The following is a 14324-nucleotide window of genomic DNA, read 5'->3' as shown; positions in this document are numbered from 1 at the left end:
GCGGCCGGTTCTTGCAAACGACGCCATCGATGCACCGGCAACGCAAACATGCTAATCTCGGCAAACCACCTCCGTAAAGAGCCATTTATGCGCTGTCGTGCCGCTTCCGGCGCTTTTTTCAAGACTGCGCGGGAACAATTCCCCACCATCGGGGCTTGAACGGGAAAGGGGAAGCCAATGAACACCATCCTTCACGATCTGGGCCAGGCATTGCTGATGGCCTTTGGCATGGCCTGGAAAACCGGCTGGACGCTGGTCCTGGGCTTCACGATCTCATCGGTGCTGCAGGCCGCAGTTCCGGCCGAGGCGCTGCAGAAACGTCTCGGACGGGGAACGCCCCGCGAGATCGCGCTTGCCACAGCCGCCGGCGCCGCCAGTTCATCCTGCTCCTATGCGTCGGCCGCCATCATGCGCACGCTGTTCAAGAAGGGAGCAGCGCTCGTCAATGCGCTCGCCTTTCTGTTCGCCTCCACCAACCTCGTCCTTGAGCTCGGCATCATCCTGCTTCTGTTTCTCGGCTGGCAATTCATGCTCGGCGAGTGGATCGGCGGAGTTGTGCTGATCGTCATCATGACGGTCATTGTTCGCCTCACGCTCTCCAAACCACTTGAAAAGGCAGCCCGTGAACACGAGGAAACCGGCAAGGGTCACCAGCATCACATGGAGCCGCTTCAGGGCGATAGCCTGCTCGCGCGGCTGAAGCAGCCCCAGGCAGCGAGCCGAATCGCCCAGAATTTCGTCATGGAATGGTCGATGCTGTGGAAGGATCTGCTGATCGGTTTCCTGATCGGCGGGTTCCTGTCCGCCTTCGTGCCGACCAGCTTCTGGCAAAGCCTGTTTCTGACCGATGCTCCGGCCTGGCTGCAAATTCCCGTCAATGCCGTGCTCGGGCCCGTCATCGCCATTTTCACCTTCGTCTGTTCAGTCGGCAATATTCCCTTGGCAGCCGTGCTCTTTTCAAGCGGCGCCAGCTTCGGCGGCGTGCTTGCCTTCATCTATGCCGATCTGATCATCCTGCCGCTGATCGATGCCTATCGGCGCTATTTCGGCTGGAAGATGGCGCTCTATATCGCCGGCGTCATGTTTGTCACCATGGTTGCCGCCGGTATCGTCATGGATGGCGCATTTTCCGTTCTCGGCCTCGTGCCGCAGACTGTGCCCGACATTCGCACGGAACTGACCCATTTCAGCATCGACTACACATTCTGGCTGAATATCGTCTTCGCAATCCCGGCCATCTGGTTTTTCTGGATCGCCCGGAATGGTGCCCATGCCGGGCACCAAGATCATGATCACATGCACCACCACGAAACCGGCGGAACCGGCCATCACCATCATTGATCCTCCGCGAAAAGCCCGTAAAACCGGGCTTTTCGCGCCGGATAACCGGCATTCGCAAAGCCGCGCCACGAATTATCTGGAAATCGCGGCCATGCTTCTGTTATAGATTCCGCAGTGATTTGAGACTGGTTCCGGGCTCTTGCTCTGGAACCTGTTTCTTTTTGTGTGCCTCAGAGGGCGAGGAAAGCGCTGTCTTTCATCCCGATCTGGCGGCCGAGGAAAGTTTGAACACAGAGCGAACGGCGTTTTCAGGCGTGGGAGAAAAGCCTGCCCGCCGCCGCAAGAACAATAGGCCAAAGGAATTTGAAATGGTCGAAAAAGTACCGATGACGAGGGGCGGCGCCGGCAAGCTGGTCGAGGAACTGCGCTGGCGCCAGCAGGAAGAACGTCCCCGCATCATTCAGGCAATTGCGGAAGCGCGCGCTCATGGCGACCTTTCGGAAAATGCCGAATATCATGCCGCCAAGGAAGCCCAGAGCTATAATGAAGGGCGCATCGGCGAACTGGAAGATGTTACCGCACGTCTGGAAATTGTCGATCCCGCGACCATGTCGGGTTCGAAGATCAAATTCGGTGCGACGGTCAAGCTCGTCGACGAGGAAACCGACGATGAGAAGGTCTATCAGATCGTCGGCAATTTCGAGGCTGACGTGAAGGAAGGCAAGATTTCGATCTCCTCTCCGATCGCGCGTGCGCTGATCGGCAAGGAAGAAGGCGACAGCGTTGAAGTCAACGCCCCGGGCGGTGCCCGCTCCTACGAAATTCTTGAAGTTCTCTGGAAATAGATCGTCACTGGCGGCCAAAGGCCGCCTTTGCCGCTGGCTGAACAACTCTGAGCATGCACGACAACCGCCCCATACGCATCAAATTCGTTGTCCGCGGCCCGATGGTGAAAGCGGCACAGCAGAATTACTCCCGGCAACTGCGTCGGGGCTTTGAGGAATCAAGGGGCGTTCAGTTTATTCTCGACAGCGATGCGCCGGACTATGACTGGCTGGTTGTCTATGACGATTTGCCCGTCGACAGTCAGGACCGGCGCCTGGGGCGCTCGGAACAACTTCCCTGCCCGCCGGCAAACACACTTCTGCTGACCAGCGAACCAAGCGCCATCCGGATCTATTCCCGCAGTTTCCTGCGCCAGTTCGGCCATGTTCTGACCAGCCAGGAACCCTTTGCCCTGCGGCATGACGGGCGGATCTGGAGCCAGGTCGGGCTTTTCTGGTATTATGGGACGGGTGGCGAGACGGCCCTAACCGCAGATATGATCGCCAACAGCTTTCCGGAAAAGAGCCAGCTGATTTCAACGGTATGCTCGACGAAGCGTCAGGGCCATACGCTGCACCGGCTGCGCTATGACTTTACCGAATTTGCCTCCAAGGCACTGCCTGAGATGGAAGTTTACGGCCACGGCCGCAGGCCCATGCGCGACAAGGCCGAGGCGCTCGATCCGTTCAAATATCACCTCGCCATCGAGAATCACGTGGCGCAGCACCACATCACCGAAAAGCTGTCGGATGCCTTTCTCGGCCTGTCGCTGCCGTTTTATTTCGGCGCTCCGAATGCGGCCGATTACTTTCCCGAGGACAGTTTCATCGCGCTCGATATCCGCAAGCCGGACGAAGCGGTCGCCATCATGAAGGCGGCAATCGCAGATCATGAATATGAGAAACGGCTGCCAGCCATCATCGAAGCCCGCCGGCGGGTGATCGAGGACTATAACTGCTTTACGCGGATCACCGATATCGTCACCAGCACAGAGCCGCCCCCCTATATTCCTGCGGTGAAAGAGCTGAAGTCCCATCGCGCGGCGCGCATTGCCGCACCGGTCTCAAGCCTTGCCGATATCGTTTTCCGCGAAACGCTGCAATTGAAGAACCGGATCGCGAACATGATCCGCCGCTGACGTCTCAGCGCCAGTTCTCGTCAATCCAAGGCGTCGGCCGGACGTGCTTGTAGAGCTTCTTCCAGGCTTTACCGGCCGGCCATTTGCCGATCGCGGCCTCATCGGGATCCGGCTTGCCGGTGAACGCCACCACCTTTGTGCCCTCGGGCAGCGGCGGAACCTTGAGGAAGTTGAGCGGCCAGGCCGGAACAAGCGTATGCTTGAAACTCACGCACCACGCCTCGGGCCAGAACACCATGTCATCGACGACATCGGAAATATAGGTCTGCTCGATGCGGTATTTCTGGAAGATCGGATAGCCGTCGGCGTTGAAATCATTGAAGACATGCGTGTTTCGGCCGACATGCCAGCGGAAGATCGACGTATTGCCGATGCCTTTTCCCTTCTGGGTCCAGTTCTCGCAAACGCAGTATTTTCCGGGGGCAAAATCGAACAGATCGTCGAGATTGCCGGTGATGACAATATCAAGATCGAGAAACAGAACGTCGCCCTCAAGATCACCGAGCGGCGCCTGCCAGAGCGAGAGCTTGCGCCAGGGCGTCCAGGCAAGAATTTCGGGAATGGTGATGTCCGGCAGCGGAAAGGTCGTCACCGCAGCATCAATGCCGCTTGGATCATCGGTAAAGCAGACCAGCCGGGTCTCACGCCCGGTATTGCGTTTGATCGCCGACCACATGCGGTTGACATAATCGGCGGGGTACCGCGTTCCCCATTTCATGCACACGATGGTCTGCACGCTTGCCACTCCATCTAGAATTACCGCCGTTCAATATCGCATCGGCTTCAGGAATGCCAATATTTATCCGAGACGTATGAATGCTTGCCTCGAACGAGCCTCATTGATAGGCGTCTTCAGCACTGAGTTTCTGGAGTGATGCCATGTTCAAATCCCGTATCATGCAGATCCTGCCTGCGCTCGGCGACGGCGGCGTCGAGCGTGGAACCGTTGAAATGGCAGCATTTCTCAGCCAGCGCGGCATCGGAAATGTCGTGGTCAGCGCCGGCGGCCGGCTGGTTGAGGCCGTTGAACAGGCCGGCGCCCGCCATATTCCCCTTGGTGTCGGCGCCAAGTCGCCGCTGGCGATCTGGCAGAATGCGCGAAAACTCGCCGCCCTCATAGACAAAGACGAGATCGATATTGTGCACGCGCGAAGCCGCGCGCCGGCCTGGGCGGGATATTGGGCAACACGCATGGCACGGCGCAAGGTCGGTTTCCTCACCACCTTCCACGGCGTCTATGGTCATTCTGGACGGCTGAAACGGATCTATAACGGTGTCATGCTGAAAGGGCCGCTGGTGGTTGCCAATTCCGCATTCATCCGCGACCACATCATATCCGTTTACGGTTACCCGGCCGACCAGATCATTGTCGCCCCGCGCGGGGTCGAACCGGCACAGTTTGATCCGGACGCGCTCGCGCCGGAGGCGGTTGCCAGGGTCCGCAGCGAGCTTGGCGGCACAGCCGATGCGCCGCTGATCGTCATTGTCGGGCGGATCACCGACTGGAAGGGCCATCGCTTCCTCGTCGAGGCGCTGGCGAAAAGCCGGCATGACAATGCTCGCCTCGCCATTGTCGGCAGCGGCCAGCAATCCACCATCGATGCGCTGAACAGCCTGATTGCCGAAACCGGGCTTGCCGACCGCGTCAGATTGTGCGGCAGTCGTTCCGATATTCCGGCAGTGCTTCTTGCTAGCGAATTTGCCGTTTCCGCCTCCATACGTCCGGAAGCCTTTGGCCGTGTGGCAATCGAAACCGAGGCCATGGCCCGGCCGATCATCGCCACAGCCCATGGCGGCAGCCTCGAGACAGTCATCGACGGCGTGACCGGCCTGCTGGTGCCGCCACGCAATGCCGAAGCCATGGCATCAGCCATCGACCATCTGCTGGATGCGCCGGAAGAACGGCAGCGCATGGGTGAAGCCGGCCGCGCCCATGTGCTGAAGCATTTCACCACGCAGACGATGCTGGAGCAGGAATTCCTCGCCTATCAGCGGCTTCAGGAGAGTATGGACCGGACGTCCTGAAGCGTCGGCCTCCCGCGAGGTCCTGACCGCGCATCGTGCCGTCCCGGGAAAGCGGGCGCTTGCCGGCTGGCCAATATCCAGTCTCAAGCAGTCAGAGCGCGACCAGACCGACCTTCTTGACCTGGCGAATCGTCAGCATGGTCCGCACCGTGTCGACATGTTCATGGCTGGTCAGAACTTCGATAACGAAATCCTGAAACTGCATCAGATTTTCGGCAACGCAATGCAAGAGGAAATCGGTTTCGCCGGAGGTCATCCAGGCCTGACGCACCATCGGCCAGTCATCGGTCGCCTTGGAAAAAGCCTTGAGCTCAGCCTCCGACTGGTGCTTGAGGCCAACCATGCAGAAAGCAACAAGGTCATAGCCGAGCTTCGGCGCGCTCAGCATGGCGTGATAACCCTCGATGATACCGGCCTCTTCAAGGCGGCGAACCCGGCGCAGACAAGGCGGCGCGGAGATGCCAACGCGCTCGGCCAGATCGACATTGGTGATACGACCGTCGCGCTGCAGTTCACGCAAAATCTTCAGATCGACCGCATCGAGATCGGCGCGCATACCGTGTTCCTTCATGATGTGAGATTGGTGAATCGTAGCCACCTTGATTTGCGCAATAATATTACAACAACAAGCATGAATCTTTCAACTGTCTGAAATGCTCTGTTGGTAGCGAAGATCACCACCTTGAAAGCTGGGGGTGAGCAGCCATAAATGAGGGAAAAGATTTTACGGACGCGCTGGCCGGCCACAGACCGGGCAGACGTGTCATTGAAAGGAACTGACATGTCCGATCGTCACAGCCCCGTGCTGATCATCGGCTCCGGTCCCGCCGGATATACCGCTGCCATCTATGCTGCGCGCGCGATGCTGAAACCAGTGCTGATTGCCGGCCTTGATCAGGGCGGACAGCTGATGATCACCACCGACGTTGAAAACTATCCTGGCTTCGCCGATCCCATTCAGGGCCCCTGGCTGATGAGCCAGATGCTGGAACAGGCAGAACATGTCGGTGCCGAGATCGTCAATGACATCGTCACCGGCCTTGATCTCTCCAAGCGGCCATTTGTCGCAACGACGGATTCAGGCATTACCTGGACCGCCGATACCGTGATCCTGGCAACCGGCGCCAAGGCCAAATGGCTCGGCATCGAGAGCGAGCAGCATTTCATGGGGGGCGGCGTTTCCGCCTGCGCCACATGCGATGGCTTCTTCTATCGCAACAAGGACGTGATCGTTGTCGGCGGCGGCAACTCCGCAGTCGAAGAGGCGCTTTATCTCGCAAACATCGCGAAAACTGTGACGGTCGTTCATCGCCGTGATAGCTTCAGGGCCGAGAAAATCCTGCAGGAACGGCTTTTCGCGCTTGAGAATGTAAGCGTAATCTGGAATCACGCCATTGACGAAATTCTCGGTTCCAGTGCAGTGCCTCCCCTGCCCGCGACAGTCAGCGGTGCACGACTGAAAAATGTCGTGACAGGCGAAACCCGTGAAGTCGCGGCAGATGGCGTTTTCGTCGCCATCGGTCACGCTCCGCAGGTTGATCTTGTCAAGGATCAATTACGCTTGAAGCCGAATGGCTATCTTTGGACCGAGCCCGGCACAACGAAGACCAGCATTGAAGGGGTCTTCGGCGCTGGTGATGTTACGGACGACAACTACCGTCAGGCGGTAACCGCGGCGGGAATGGGATGTATGGCAGCTCTGGAAGCGGACCGTTTCCTCACTGCCCAAAAAGCGGGAACGCTCGCCGCTGCGGAGTAGACGGACATGAAGAGCTCAGGAATGCCTCTGGACTGGGACAAGCTGCGCATTTTCCATGCGGCAGCCGAGGCGGGCTCTTTTACCCATGCGGCTGACAAGCTGCATCTTTCCCAGTCCGCCATCAGCCGCCAGGTCAGCGCGCTCGAGCAGGATGTCGGCGTCAAGCTGTTCCATCGCCATGCGCGCGGCCTGATCCTGACGGAACAGGGCGAGCTGCTGTACCGCACCGCCCATGACGTGCTGCTGAAGCTCGAAGGCGTAAGGATGCGCCTGACCGAGACCAAGGAAAAGCCATCCGGCAAACTGCGGGTGACAACCACGGTTGGCCTCGGCCAGGGCTGGCTGACCGACAAGGTTCAGGAATTCCTGCAGCTTTATCCGGACATGCAGATCCAGCTGATCCTCGACAATGAGGAAGTCGACGTGAACATGCGCCACGCCGACTGCGCGATCCGCCTGCGCCAGCCGCTGCAGCCGGATCTCATTCAGCGCAAGCTGTTCACCGTTCACATGCACGTCTACGCCTCGCCCTCCTATATCAACCGCTATGGTGAGCCGCAGACGATCGAGGATCTCGACAATCACCGCATCATCTCCTTCGGCGAACCGGCGCCGAGCTATCTGCTCGACGTCAACTGGCTGGAGATCGCCGGGCGGTCCTTCGACAATCCGCGGCCGGCCCATCTGCAGATCAACTCGCTGACCTCGATCAAACGGGCGGCGCTTCTCGGCATCGGCATCGCCATCCTGCCGGACTATATCGTCGGTCGCGATCCCGGCCTGCTGCAGCTCGTCACCCATGCGGATGTGCCGACCTTCGACACCTATTTCTGCTATCCCGATGAAATGAAGAATTCGGCCAAGCTGAAAGTCTTCCGCGATTTCATCGTCTCAAAGGCCCGTAACTGGAGCTTCTGAGCGCGATCAGCGGGCGGGAAACTGACGATCGTCAGGTCAGCATCACCGGCAGAAGAATCGAATCGCTCAGGCGCTGAGGCCTTGTTCCGGCCCCTGAAAACCGGGCCGAGCGCAAGGCTGCGGCTGCGCAGGCAAGAATCAGGCCAACACCAAACACCGGACGCCACGACTGCGCCACGGTCGCGCCGCAGAACCGGCATTGATCCGTCGCGATTTTGCCTTATTTGTAGGCAGAGATGCAGGATGACTTGAACTTAGTCACAATAGTCGTGATTTTACACAAAATGCATAGCTGCCATGCACAATAGAACATTGAAAATTGCCTAATGAAAGAGCATATCGCACATAGCTGATGCAGTTGGTGGCCAACTTCTCCCTGGCTCACCGCAGCAGCTGTTCCCCTCTGGAGGTTTTGAGAAGCCTTCTAACTTATAGGGCCCCGGTTTCGGTGGCCCTTTTTTTTTACGATCTGACAGGGGCTGAACTTTTTTTTCGCATCGCCCGCTGAAAACTATTGCAATGCGCACAAAAAAGAACCATATCCCTTAATAGCTGATGCGTCTGGCGGTTGGCTCTCCAGTCCCGCTGCAGCAGCTGTTCCCCTCTGGAGGTTTTACCTTCACAACTCATAAGGACCCCTTTTGGAGGTCCTTTTTTTTTGCGCTTTTCAAAGTCTGCAAAATGCGAAACGAAGTAAACGAATTCTTACCAGTTTCACCCTATGATAACGATTTTAGGATACTAGACACGGATTGAGCGGCAGGCCCTGACAGGGTTCGGCCACTGAGAGAACAAAAGCATTTGATGAGAAATTGCGCCGCGCGAGGCCATCATGTAATTCTCGTAGACGTCATCGCGGCCGGTCGGCACTGAAAGGGAATCCATGGCAAATCTCTTCGACCCAATCACCATCGGTGATGTTACGCTGGAGAACCGCATCGTTATGGCGGCCATGACGCGCAACCGCTCCCCTGAAGCGGTACCAAATGAGCTCAATGTGGAATATTACCGGCAGCGTGCCACCGCTGGCCTGATCATTTCCGAAGCAACCGCGATCACCGAACAGGCGCAGGGTTTCTCGGATGTTCCCGGACTTTATACGGATGAAGCGATTGCCGGCTGGCGCCAGGTGACCGGCGCCGTGCACGAGGGCGGCGGCAAGATCTTCTGCCAGCTCTGGCATGTCGGGCGCATTTCGCACAAATCGCTCCAGCCCTTTGGCGATCCGCCCGTCGCACCTTCGGCGATTCAGGCAAAGGCCAAGACCTTTGTCGTCTATCCGGACGGAACCGGCGATTTCGTCGAGACGTCGATGCCGCGCGCACTCAAGCCATTCGAGATTTCGGAGATCATCAATGATTACCGAAAGGCCGCCCGCAACGCCATGGCGGCCGGGTTTGATGGTGTTGAGATCTACGCCGGCAACGGCTATCTGATCGACCAGTTCCTGCGCTCGGGCAGCAATCAGCGCACGGATCTTTATGGCGGACCGATCGAGAATCGCGCCCGCTTCCTCTTCGACATCGTTGGCGCGGTCAGCCGCGAGATCGGCTCCGGCCGCACCGCGGTGCTGCTGTCGCCGGTCACGCCCTCAAACGATGTGCATGACGACGCACCGCAGGGCCTCTTCAACTATATCGCCAGCCAGCTTTCGGCCTATGATCTTGCCTATGTGCATGTGATTGAGGGCGCGACAGGCGGCGAGCGCAGTTTCAGCCAGGGTGGGCGGCCCTTTGATTATGATGAAATGCGCCAGACCTATTACCGCACGGATGGCACCGGTGCCTGGATGGTCAATAATGGCTATGACCGCAACCAGGCGATCGAGGCACTGGAGAAGGAACGCGCCGATCTGATCGGCTTTGGCCGGGCCTTCATCGCCAACCCGGATTATGTCAGGCGCCTCAGGATCAACGCATCGCTCAATCCGCTGAACCAGCGCACGCTCTATGGCGGCGGCGCCGAGGGCTATATCGATTATCCTTTCCTTGGCGGCTGAAAGCCTTGGAACAATCCGCGTGGTGCGCCGAAACCTTTGCCGGCCTGCCACGTTGATACCGGATAAGGGATCACACCAACCTCGTTTTGGGGATATGCCATGCTGCGCGCGCTGAGGGGCGAGCTTTTACTGCTTCAGGCATTGCCGGTGGCGGCAATCGCCTATTATCTCGAACACCTGCTTGCCCATGCCTCGCGGCCGGTACTGCTGATCATTGCCGCGCTGCTGGTGGCATCGATCGCCTGCGCCTCGCTGCGCGTTGCCCATCATGCGGAAATTCTCGCTGAAAAGGCGGGCGATCCCTATGGCACGATGATCCTCACGCTCTCCGCGGTGACCGTGGAAGTGCTGATCCTGGTGATCATGATGTCGGAAAGCGAACAGCCGACGCTGGTGCGCGATACGATCTATTCGGCCGTCATGCTGGATATCAACGGCATACTGGGCCTTGCCGCCCTTCTGGGCGGCCTCAAACATGGCGAACAGCCCTATAACAGCGATTCCGGCAAAACCTATTCCGTGATGATCCTGACGGCGATGGGCATATCGATGATCGTGCCCGACTTTGTTCCGCAGGCCAAATGGCACTTCTATTCCGGCTTCACCATTGTCGCCATGCTCGCGCTTTATGCCCTTTTCCTGAAGATGCAGGTCGGCCAGCACAGCTATTTCTTCTCCTACCGCGCGCCGAAAAAACAGCACGCCGTCACCGAAGGCGGCGCGGAGCACGGCGAGGAGGGCGAAAATGGCTCGACCACCTTCTCCATCGGCGTCATCATCGCTGGCGTCCTCCTGATCGGCATTCTCGCCGAGTTCATGTCCTCCTTCCTCAATCACGGGCTCGAGGGGACCGGCGCGCCCCTGGCGCTGATGGCTATTCTCGTCGCCGCCATCTCGGCAGGACCGGAGATCCTCACCGCCCTGCGCGCAGCCCTTGGCAACCGCATGCAGGCAGTGATGAATATCGCCCTTGGAGCATCGCTCTCCACCGTCATCCTGACCGTGCCCGTGGTGGAGGCCATCGCACTGTTCACCGGCCAGCCCTTTATCATGGCCATGACACCGGTTCAGATCACCATGGTCGCCATCACGCTGGTCGCCGCCGCCATCAACGTCAATGACGGCGAAACCAACGCGATCGAAGGCATGACGCATTTCGTGCTCTTTGCGACCTTCCTCATGCTGTCCGTGCTGGGGCTGTAAGCGGAATGGCATCCGGCCCGGGCAGGCAGTTCTGGCCAATCAGCGTCACGCGGATCGCCGTGTCCAGCGGCGTGCGCGGCTCCGCGCCGAGCACCGCGACCAGCCGGTCATTGCGCATGTGCAGGGTCTCCCGCCAGAGATAGGACACTTCCCGCACCTCCCGCATCACCGGGACAAAGGGCGCGGCAAGCGGCACCATCCACCAGGGGAAGTTCCTGACCTTCAGATTGTCGCATCCGGCGACCCGGCCGATGGCCTTAAGCATCTGTTCGCCATCCGCATCGAAGGTTCCCTCAAAATGGAAGCGTGAAAAGGCGCCGAGCGCGCTGCGGCGTTCGACCAGCTGCACCATTGTTTCCGCCACATCCGGCAGATAGGCCCATTGATGACCGACGCCTTTGCGGCCGATCCGGGTGACGGAGCGCACCGGCCGGCCGGATTTGACCAGATAGCTGAACCAGCTATTGGCCACTTCGGGGCCGAAATAGTCCCCTGCCCTGACGATAATAACCTGCGTGCCGCTTTCGGCGGCATCCCGCAGACGGTTCTCCATCGTGATGCGGATCCGTCCCTTCTTCGTCGTCGCCGTCTGGATCGCATCCTCTTCCGGTGACGGCAACTGCTCGCGGCCGAAATTGTAGACCGTGCCGGGAAAGAGGATCAGCGCCGCATTCGCCCGCGCTGCGGCGATCGTATTGTCGAGCATCGGCACGGCCAGCGTCTCCCAGTTCCGGTAGCCTGGCGGATTGACGCCGTGAAAGATCAGCGTCGCGTCCGCTGCTGCTCTGGTGACATCCTCGCCATTCATGGCATCGCCGGAGATCCATTCATATTCGGGCCGGACCACACGCATCTGCTCCGCACGCCGCGACAGTGCCTTGATCCTGAAGCCGCGTGCAGACAACACTTTTGCCACGGCGCCGCCAATGCCGCCGCCGGCGCCCAGAACCAGTGCCGTTGGCCGCTCAAGCCCTTTTGCCTCAATCATCGCTCATCTCCATCGCAATCGTGATGAATGCATGATGCGCTCACATGCCCCCCATACGGAATTGCATAAAATTCTGCCGTTGCTATACATAAATATATGAGTGATCTGAGCTGGGACCATTATCGCACCTTGCTGGCCGTGCTGGAAAAAGGCTCGCTGTCGGCGGCCGCGCGTGAGCTTGCACTGACGCAGCCGACCATTGGCCGGCATATCGCCGCGCTGGAAGCTGCGGCGGGACAACCGCTGTTCACCCGGTCCCAGCAGGGATTGCAGCCAACCGAGGTTGCCCTCTCTATGCGGCCGCTGGCCAAGGCCATGGCGGCAACAGCATCAGCGCTTGGCCGCGCGGCATCACAGACGGCCGGTCAGGTCTCCGGCACGGTGCGCATCAGCGTCAGTGAGGTGATCGGCGTTGAGGTTCTGCCGGCTGTGCTCGAGCCGCTGCTTGAAGCACACCCGGCGCTCGAAATTGAGCTGTCAATCTCCGACTCGGTGGAGGACCTGTTGCTGCGTAAGGCCGATATCGCTCTTCGCATGGTCGAGCCGCGGCAGGATGCGCTGAGAATGCGCCTTGCCGGGCGGATCGGCATTGGCTGCTTTGCCCATCGCCGCTATCTGCAACGACACGGGATACCGCAGACCTTCGATGATCTTGCTCGCCATACGGTGATCGGCTTTGATCGCGAACTCAGCTATGTCCGCGACAGCATGCGTGCTTTTCCCGATCTCGCCTTGCCGCATTTCAGGATCAGGACAGACAGCAACCTTGCCCAGCTTGCCGCCATTCGTGCCGGCCTTGGCATTGGCCTCAGCCAGCTGCAGCTCGGCCGCCGGGAGGCGGATCTTGTCGAGGTTCTTGAAGGCGCCATTCCGCTGTCGCTTCCTGTCTATATCACCATGCATGAAGACCTCGGACGCTCGCCCCACTGCCGTGCGGCATTCGACGCCCTTTATCTTGGCATGCGCGCTTATGTCGACGAAGGCAATCAGTCCGGTAAGTCCGGCATATAGCGCTTGAGAACCAGATCCCACTGCTTGGTGTCGAGCAGGTTCAGAATGGCGACATCGATCGGTTCGCGCAGCGCATCCTTCTGCGGCAGGATCAGACCGTAGCTTTCCTCGGAAAATACGATATCGCTGACCTTGATGCCGGCCTTTGACTGCACGACCCAGTCCAGAACCGGCTTGTCATAGGCAAAGGCATCGATCTTGTGGGCGGACAGCGCCGCAAGGCCGGCTTCGATGTTGTCAAAGCCGGATGCAGGAATACTGAGCGCCTTCAGCGCCGTCTCAGCCGGAGAGCCTGAAACCGTGCCGACACGAACATGCCCCAGATCACCAAAGCCGGCCACCACGCTCTCGCGCATGCTCGATGTCAAGCCGGCGGCCAGCTGGGCGGTGGTGACACTGGCAAGCAGCAGGGCAATGAACATCCATGCCATGGCGATGAGGCGGCCAAGAAAGGTCACCGGCGCCTTGTCGCCATAACCGACTGTGGTCATCGTCACCGTCGCCCACCAGAAGCCACTGAAAACGCCGCGTCCGGGCCGGTGCTCGAATTGCTGCGGATTGGCACGCCGCTCCAGCAGCCAGATCAGCGCGCCGAAGAAGAACACCGGACCGATCAGCAGGCTGATGGTCGACAGAAACGTCGGTGACGTCATCAGCTTGAAGATGAAGGAAAGCTCGACCGGATTGGTGTCGTGGACCGCAACGCCAATGCCGCTGTGATAGTAGGGCTGGGTGAAGTCGATCCGCGCCTCGTCCTTGCCATTGATCGGCACAGCACCAATGGCCGCATCAATCTTGCCGCTCTGAACGCTGGCGACGAGGTCGTCCTTGTCAATGTCGACAAGCTTATAGGTGAAGCCGACCTCATCGGCGATCTCATTCAGCAGGTCAATGCTGATCCCGTACCAGCCGCCATCGGCACGCTGGGCAACGAAAGGCGGGGCAGCATGCGTGCCGATCAAAAGGTTCGGTTCCGTGCCGGCTGACGCAGTCCCCGCAGGAGATGGTGCCGACGTACCGGCCTGCTGTGCCTGCGCATGACCACCGGCAAGCATCAGAAAGACGGTCAGAAAAACGGCGAGACAAACCGAATGTAAGGCTTTGCGGCCATGGGCAGAAAGAGGCAAAACGGCAGACATATCGGCGAAAGGAACCTGTTGAGGAGATGAAATATGTC

Annotated in this window: 13 protein-coding genes; 9 read left to right on the top strand and 4 right to left on the bottom strand. The window is 59.1% G+C overall.

Going from position 1 to position 14324, the window contains the following annotated elements; translation table 11 throughout:
• Nucleotides 1-177 precede the first annotated feature (177 nt).
• From HCK86_RS16100 to HCK86_RS16090, 3 genes are all read left to right on the top strand, one after another.
• Nucleotides 178-1341: a permease gene (locus tag HCK86_RS16100; protein ID WP_176085499.1), complete on the top strand. Its 1164-nt coding sequence runs from the start codon at nucleotides 178-180 to the stop codon at nucleotides 1339-1341.
• A gap of 308 nt (nucleotides 1342-1649) precedes the next feature.
• The gene (gene greA / locus HCK86_RS16095; protein ID WP_176085498.1) at nucleotides 1650-2126 is read left to right on the top strand and encodes a transcription elongation factor GreA; all 477 of its coding nucleotides are present in this window, start codon (nucleotides 1650-1652) and stop codon (nucleotides 2124-2126) included.
• Between the two features lie 53 nt (nucleotides 2127-2179).
• Entirely contained in the window at nucleotides 2180-3244 is a 1065-nt protein-coding gene (locus tag HCK86_RS16090) for a glycosyltransferase family 10 (protein ID WP_246739632.1), read from the top strand.
• Nucleotides 3245-3248: 4 nt separating this feature from the next.
• Here HCK86_RS16090 and HCK86_RS16085 read toward each other — a convergent pair whose 3' ends face one another.
• On the bottom strand, nucleotides 3249-3980 hold the full coding sequence (locus HCK86_RS16085) for a hypothetical protein (RefSeq protein WP_348641087.1): 732 nt from the start codon (nucleotides 3978-3980) through the stop codon (nucleotides 3249-3251).
• A gap of 143 nt (nucleotides 3981-4123) precedes the next feature.
• Between HCK86_RS16085 and HCK86_RS16080 the strand changes: the two genes are divergently transcribed.
• The gene (locus HCK86_RS16080; RefSeq protein ID WP_176085497.1) at nucleotides 4124-5269 is read left to right on the top strand and encodes a glycosyltransferase family 4 protein; all 1146 of its coding nucleotides are present in this window, start codon (nucleotides 4124-4126) and stop codon (nucleotides 5267-5269) included.
• Between the two features lie 91 nt (nucleotides 5270-5360).
• Here HCK86_RS16080 and HCK86_RS16075 read toward each other — a convergent pair whose 3' ends face one another.
• Nucleotides 5361-5825, bottom strand: a complete 465-nt coding sequence (locus HCK86_RS16075; protein ID WP_141148533.1) for an Lrp/AsnC family transcriptional regulator — start codon at nucleotides 5823-5825, stop codon at nucleotides 5361-5363.
• Nucleotides 5826-6050: 225 nt separating this feature from the next.
• Between HCK86_RS16075 and trxB the strand changes: the two genes are divergently transcribed.
• The 4 genes from trxB (at nucleotide 6051) to HCK86_RS16055 (ending at nucleotide 11148) form a co-directional block, all read left to right on the top strand.
• Nucleotides 6051-7028 (top strand): thioredoxin-disulfide reductase, encoded by a 978-nt coding sequence (gene trxB, locus HCK86_RS16070; RefSeq protein ID WP_176085496.1) that lies wholly within the window; start codon nucleotides 6051-6053, stop codon nucleotides 7026-7028.
• 21 nt (nucleotides 7029-7049) lie between these two features.
• Nucleotides 7050-7946, top strand: a complete 897-nt coding sequence (locus HCK86_RS16065; protein WP_176085569.1) for a LysR family transcriptional regulator VtlR — start codon at nucleotides 7050-7052, stop codon at nucleotides 7944-7946.
• Nucleotides 7947-8829: 883 nt separating this feature from the next.
• Nucleotides 8830-9945: an alkene reductase gene (locus HCK86_RS16060; RefSeq protein WP_176085495.1), complete on the top strand. Its 1116-nt coding sequence runs from the start codon at nucleotides 8830-8832 to the stop codon at nucleotides 9943-9945.
• A gap of 99 nt (nucleotides 9946-10044) precedes the next feature.
• Nucleotides 10045-11148, top strand: coding sequence for a calcium:proton antiporter (locus HCK86_RS16055; protein ID WP_176085494.1), 1104 nt, complete (start codon nucleotides 10045-10047; stop codon nucleotides 11146-11148).
• Here the strand turns inward: HCK86_RS16055 and HCK86_RS16050 are convergent.
• The gene (locus HCK86_RS16050) at nucleotides 11123-12136 is read right to left on the bottom strand and encodes an NAD-dependent epimerase/dehydratase family protein (protein WP_176085493.1); all 1014 of its coding nucleotides are present in this window, start codon (nucleotides 12134-12136) and stop codon (nucleotides 11123-11125) included. The genes HCK86_RS16055 and HCK86_RS16050 overlap by 26 nt on opposite strands.
• A gap of 96 nt (nucleotides 12137-12232) precedes the next feature.
• On the opposite strand from HCK86_RS16050, the gene HCK86_RS16045 reads away from it, so the two are divergent.
• Entirely contained in the window at nucleotides 12233-13147 is a 915-nt protein-coding gene (locus HCK86_RS16045; protein WP_176085492.1) for a LysR family transcriptional regulator, read from the top strand.
• Here HCK86_RS16045 and HCK86_RS16040 read toward each other — a convergent pair.
• On the bottom strand, nucleotides 13123-14109 hold the full coding sequence (locus tag HCK86_RS16040; RefSeq protein WP_176085491.1) for a transporter substrate-binding domain-containing protein: 987 nt from the start codon (nucleotides 14107-14109) through the stop codon (nucleotides 13123-13125). The two genes, HCK86_RS16045 and HCK86_RS16040, sit on opposite strands and share 25 nt — an antisense overlap.
• Between the last annotated feature and the right edge of the window lie 215 nt (nucleotides 14110-14324).

The organism is Martelella sp. HB161492, from assembly GCF_013184775.1.
Lineage (GTDB): Bacteria > Pseudomonadota > Alphaproteobacteria > Rhizobiales > Rhizobiaceae > Martelella.
Note: the sequence above shows the minus strand (reverse complement) of the source record. Positions and strands in the feature narration are given on the sequence as shown.

Excerpts from the sequence above, each read along its gene's own strand:
- HCK86_RS16100 (WP_176085499.1), top strand. The coding sequence starts at position 178 with ATGAACACCATCCTTCACGATCTGGGCCAGGCATTGCTGATGGCCTTT.
- greA (WP_176085498.1), top strand. The coding sequence starts at position 1,650 with ATGGTCGAAAAAGTACCGATGACGAGGGGCGGCGCCGGCAAGCTGGTC.
- HCK86_RS16090 (WP_246739632.1), top strand. The coding sequence starts at position 2,180 with ATGCACGACAACCGCCCCATACGCATCAAATTCGTTGTCCGCGGCCCG.
- HCK86_RS16080 (WP_176085497.1), top strand. The coding sequence starts at position 4,124 with ATGTTCAAATCCCGTATCATGCAGATCCTGCCTGCGCTCGGCGACGGC.
- HCK86_RS16075 (WP_141148533.1), bottom strand. The coding sequence starts at position 5,825 with ATGCGCGCCGATCTCGATGCGGTCGATCTGAAGATTTTGCGTGAACTG.
- trxB (WP_176085496.1), top strand. The coding sequence starts at position 6,051 with ATGTCCGATCGTCACAGCCCCGTGCTGATCATCGGCTCCGGTCCCGCC.
- HCK86_RS16065 (WP_176085569.1), top strand. The coding sequence starts at position 7,050 with ATGCCTCTGGACTGGGACAAGCTGCGCATTTTCCATGCGGCAGCCGAG.
- HCK86_RS16060 (WP_176085495.1), top strand. The coding sequence starts at position 8,830 with ATGGCAAATCTCTTCGACCCAATCACCATCGGTGATGTTACGCTGGAG.
- HCK86_RS16055 (WP_176085494.1), top strand. The coding sequence starts at position 10,045 with ATGCTGCGCGCGCTGAGGGGCGAGCTTTTACTGCTTCAGGCATTGCCG.
- HCK86_RS16050 (WP_176085493.1), bottom strand. The coding sequence starts at position 12,136 with ATGATTGAGGCAAAAGGGCTTGAGCGGCCAACGGCACTGGTTCTGGGC.
- HCK86_RS16045 (WP_176085492.1), top strand. The coding sequence starts at position 12,233 with ATGAGTGATCTGAGCTGGGACCATTATCGCACCTTGCTGGCCGTGCTG.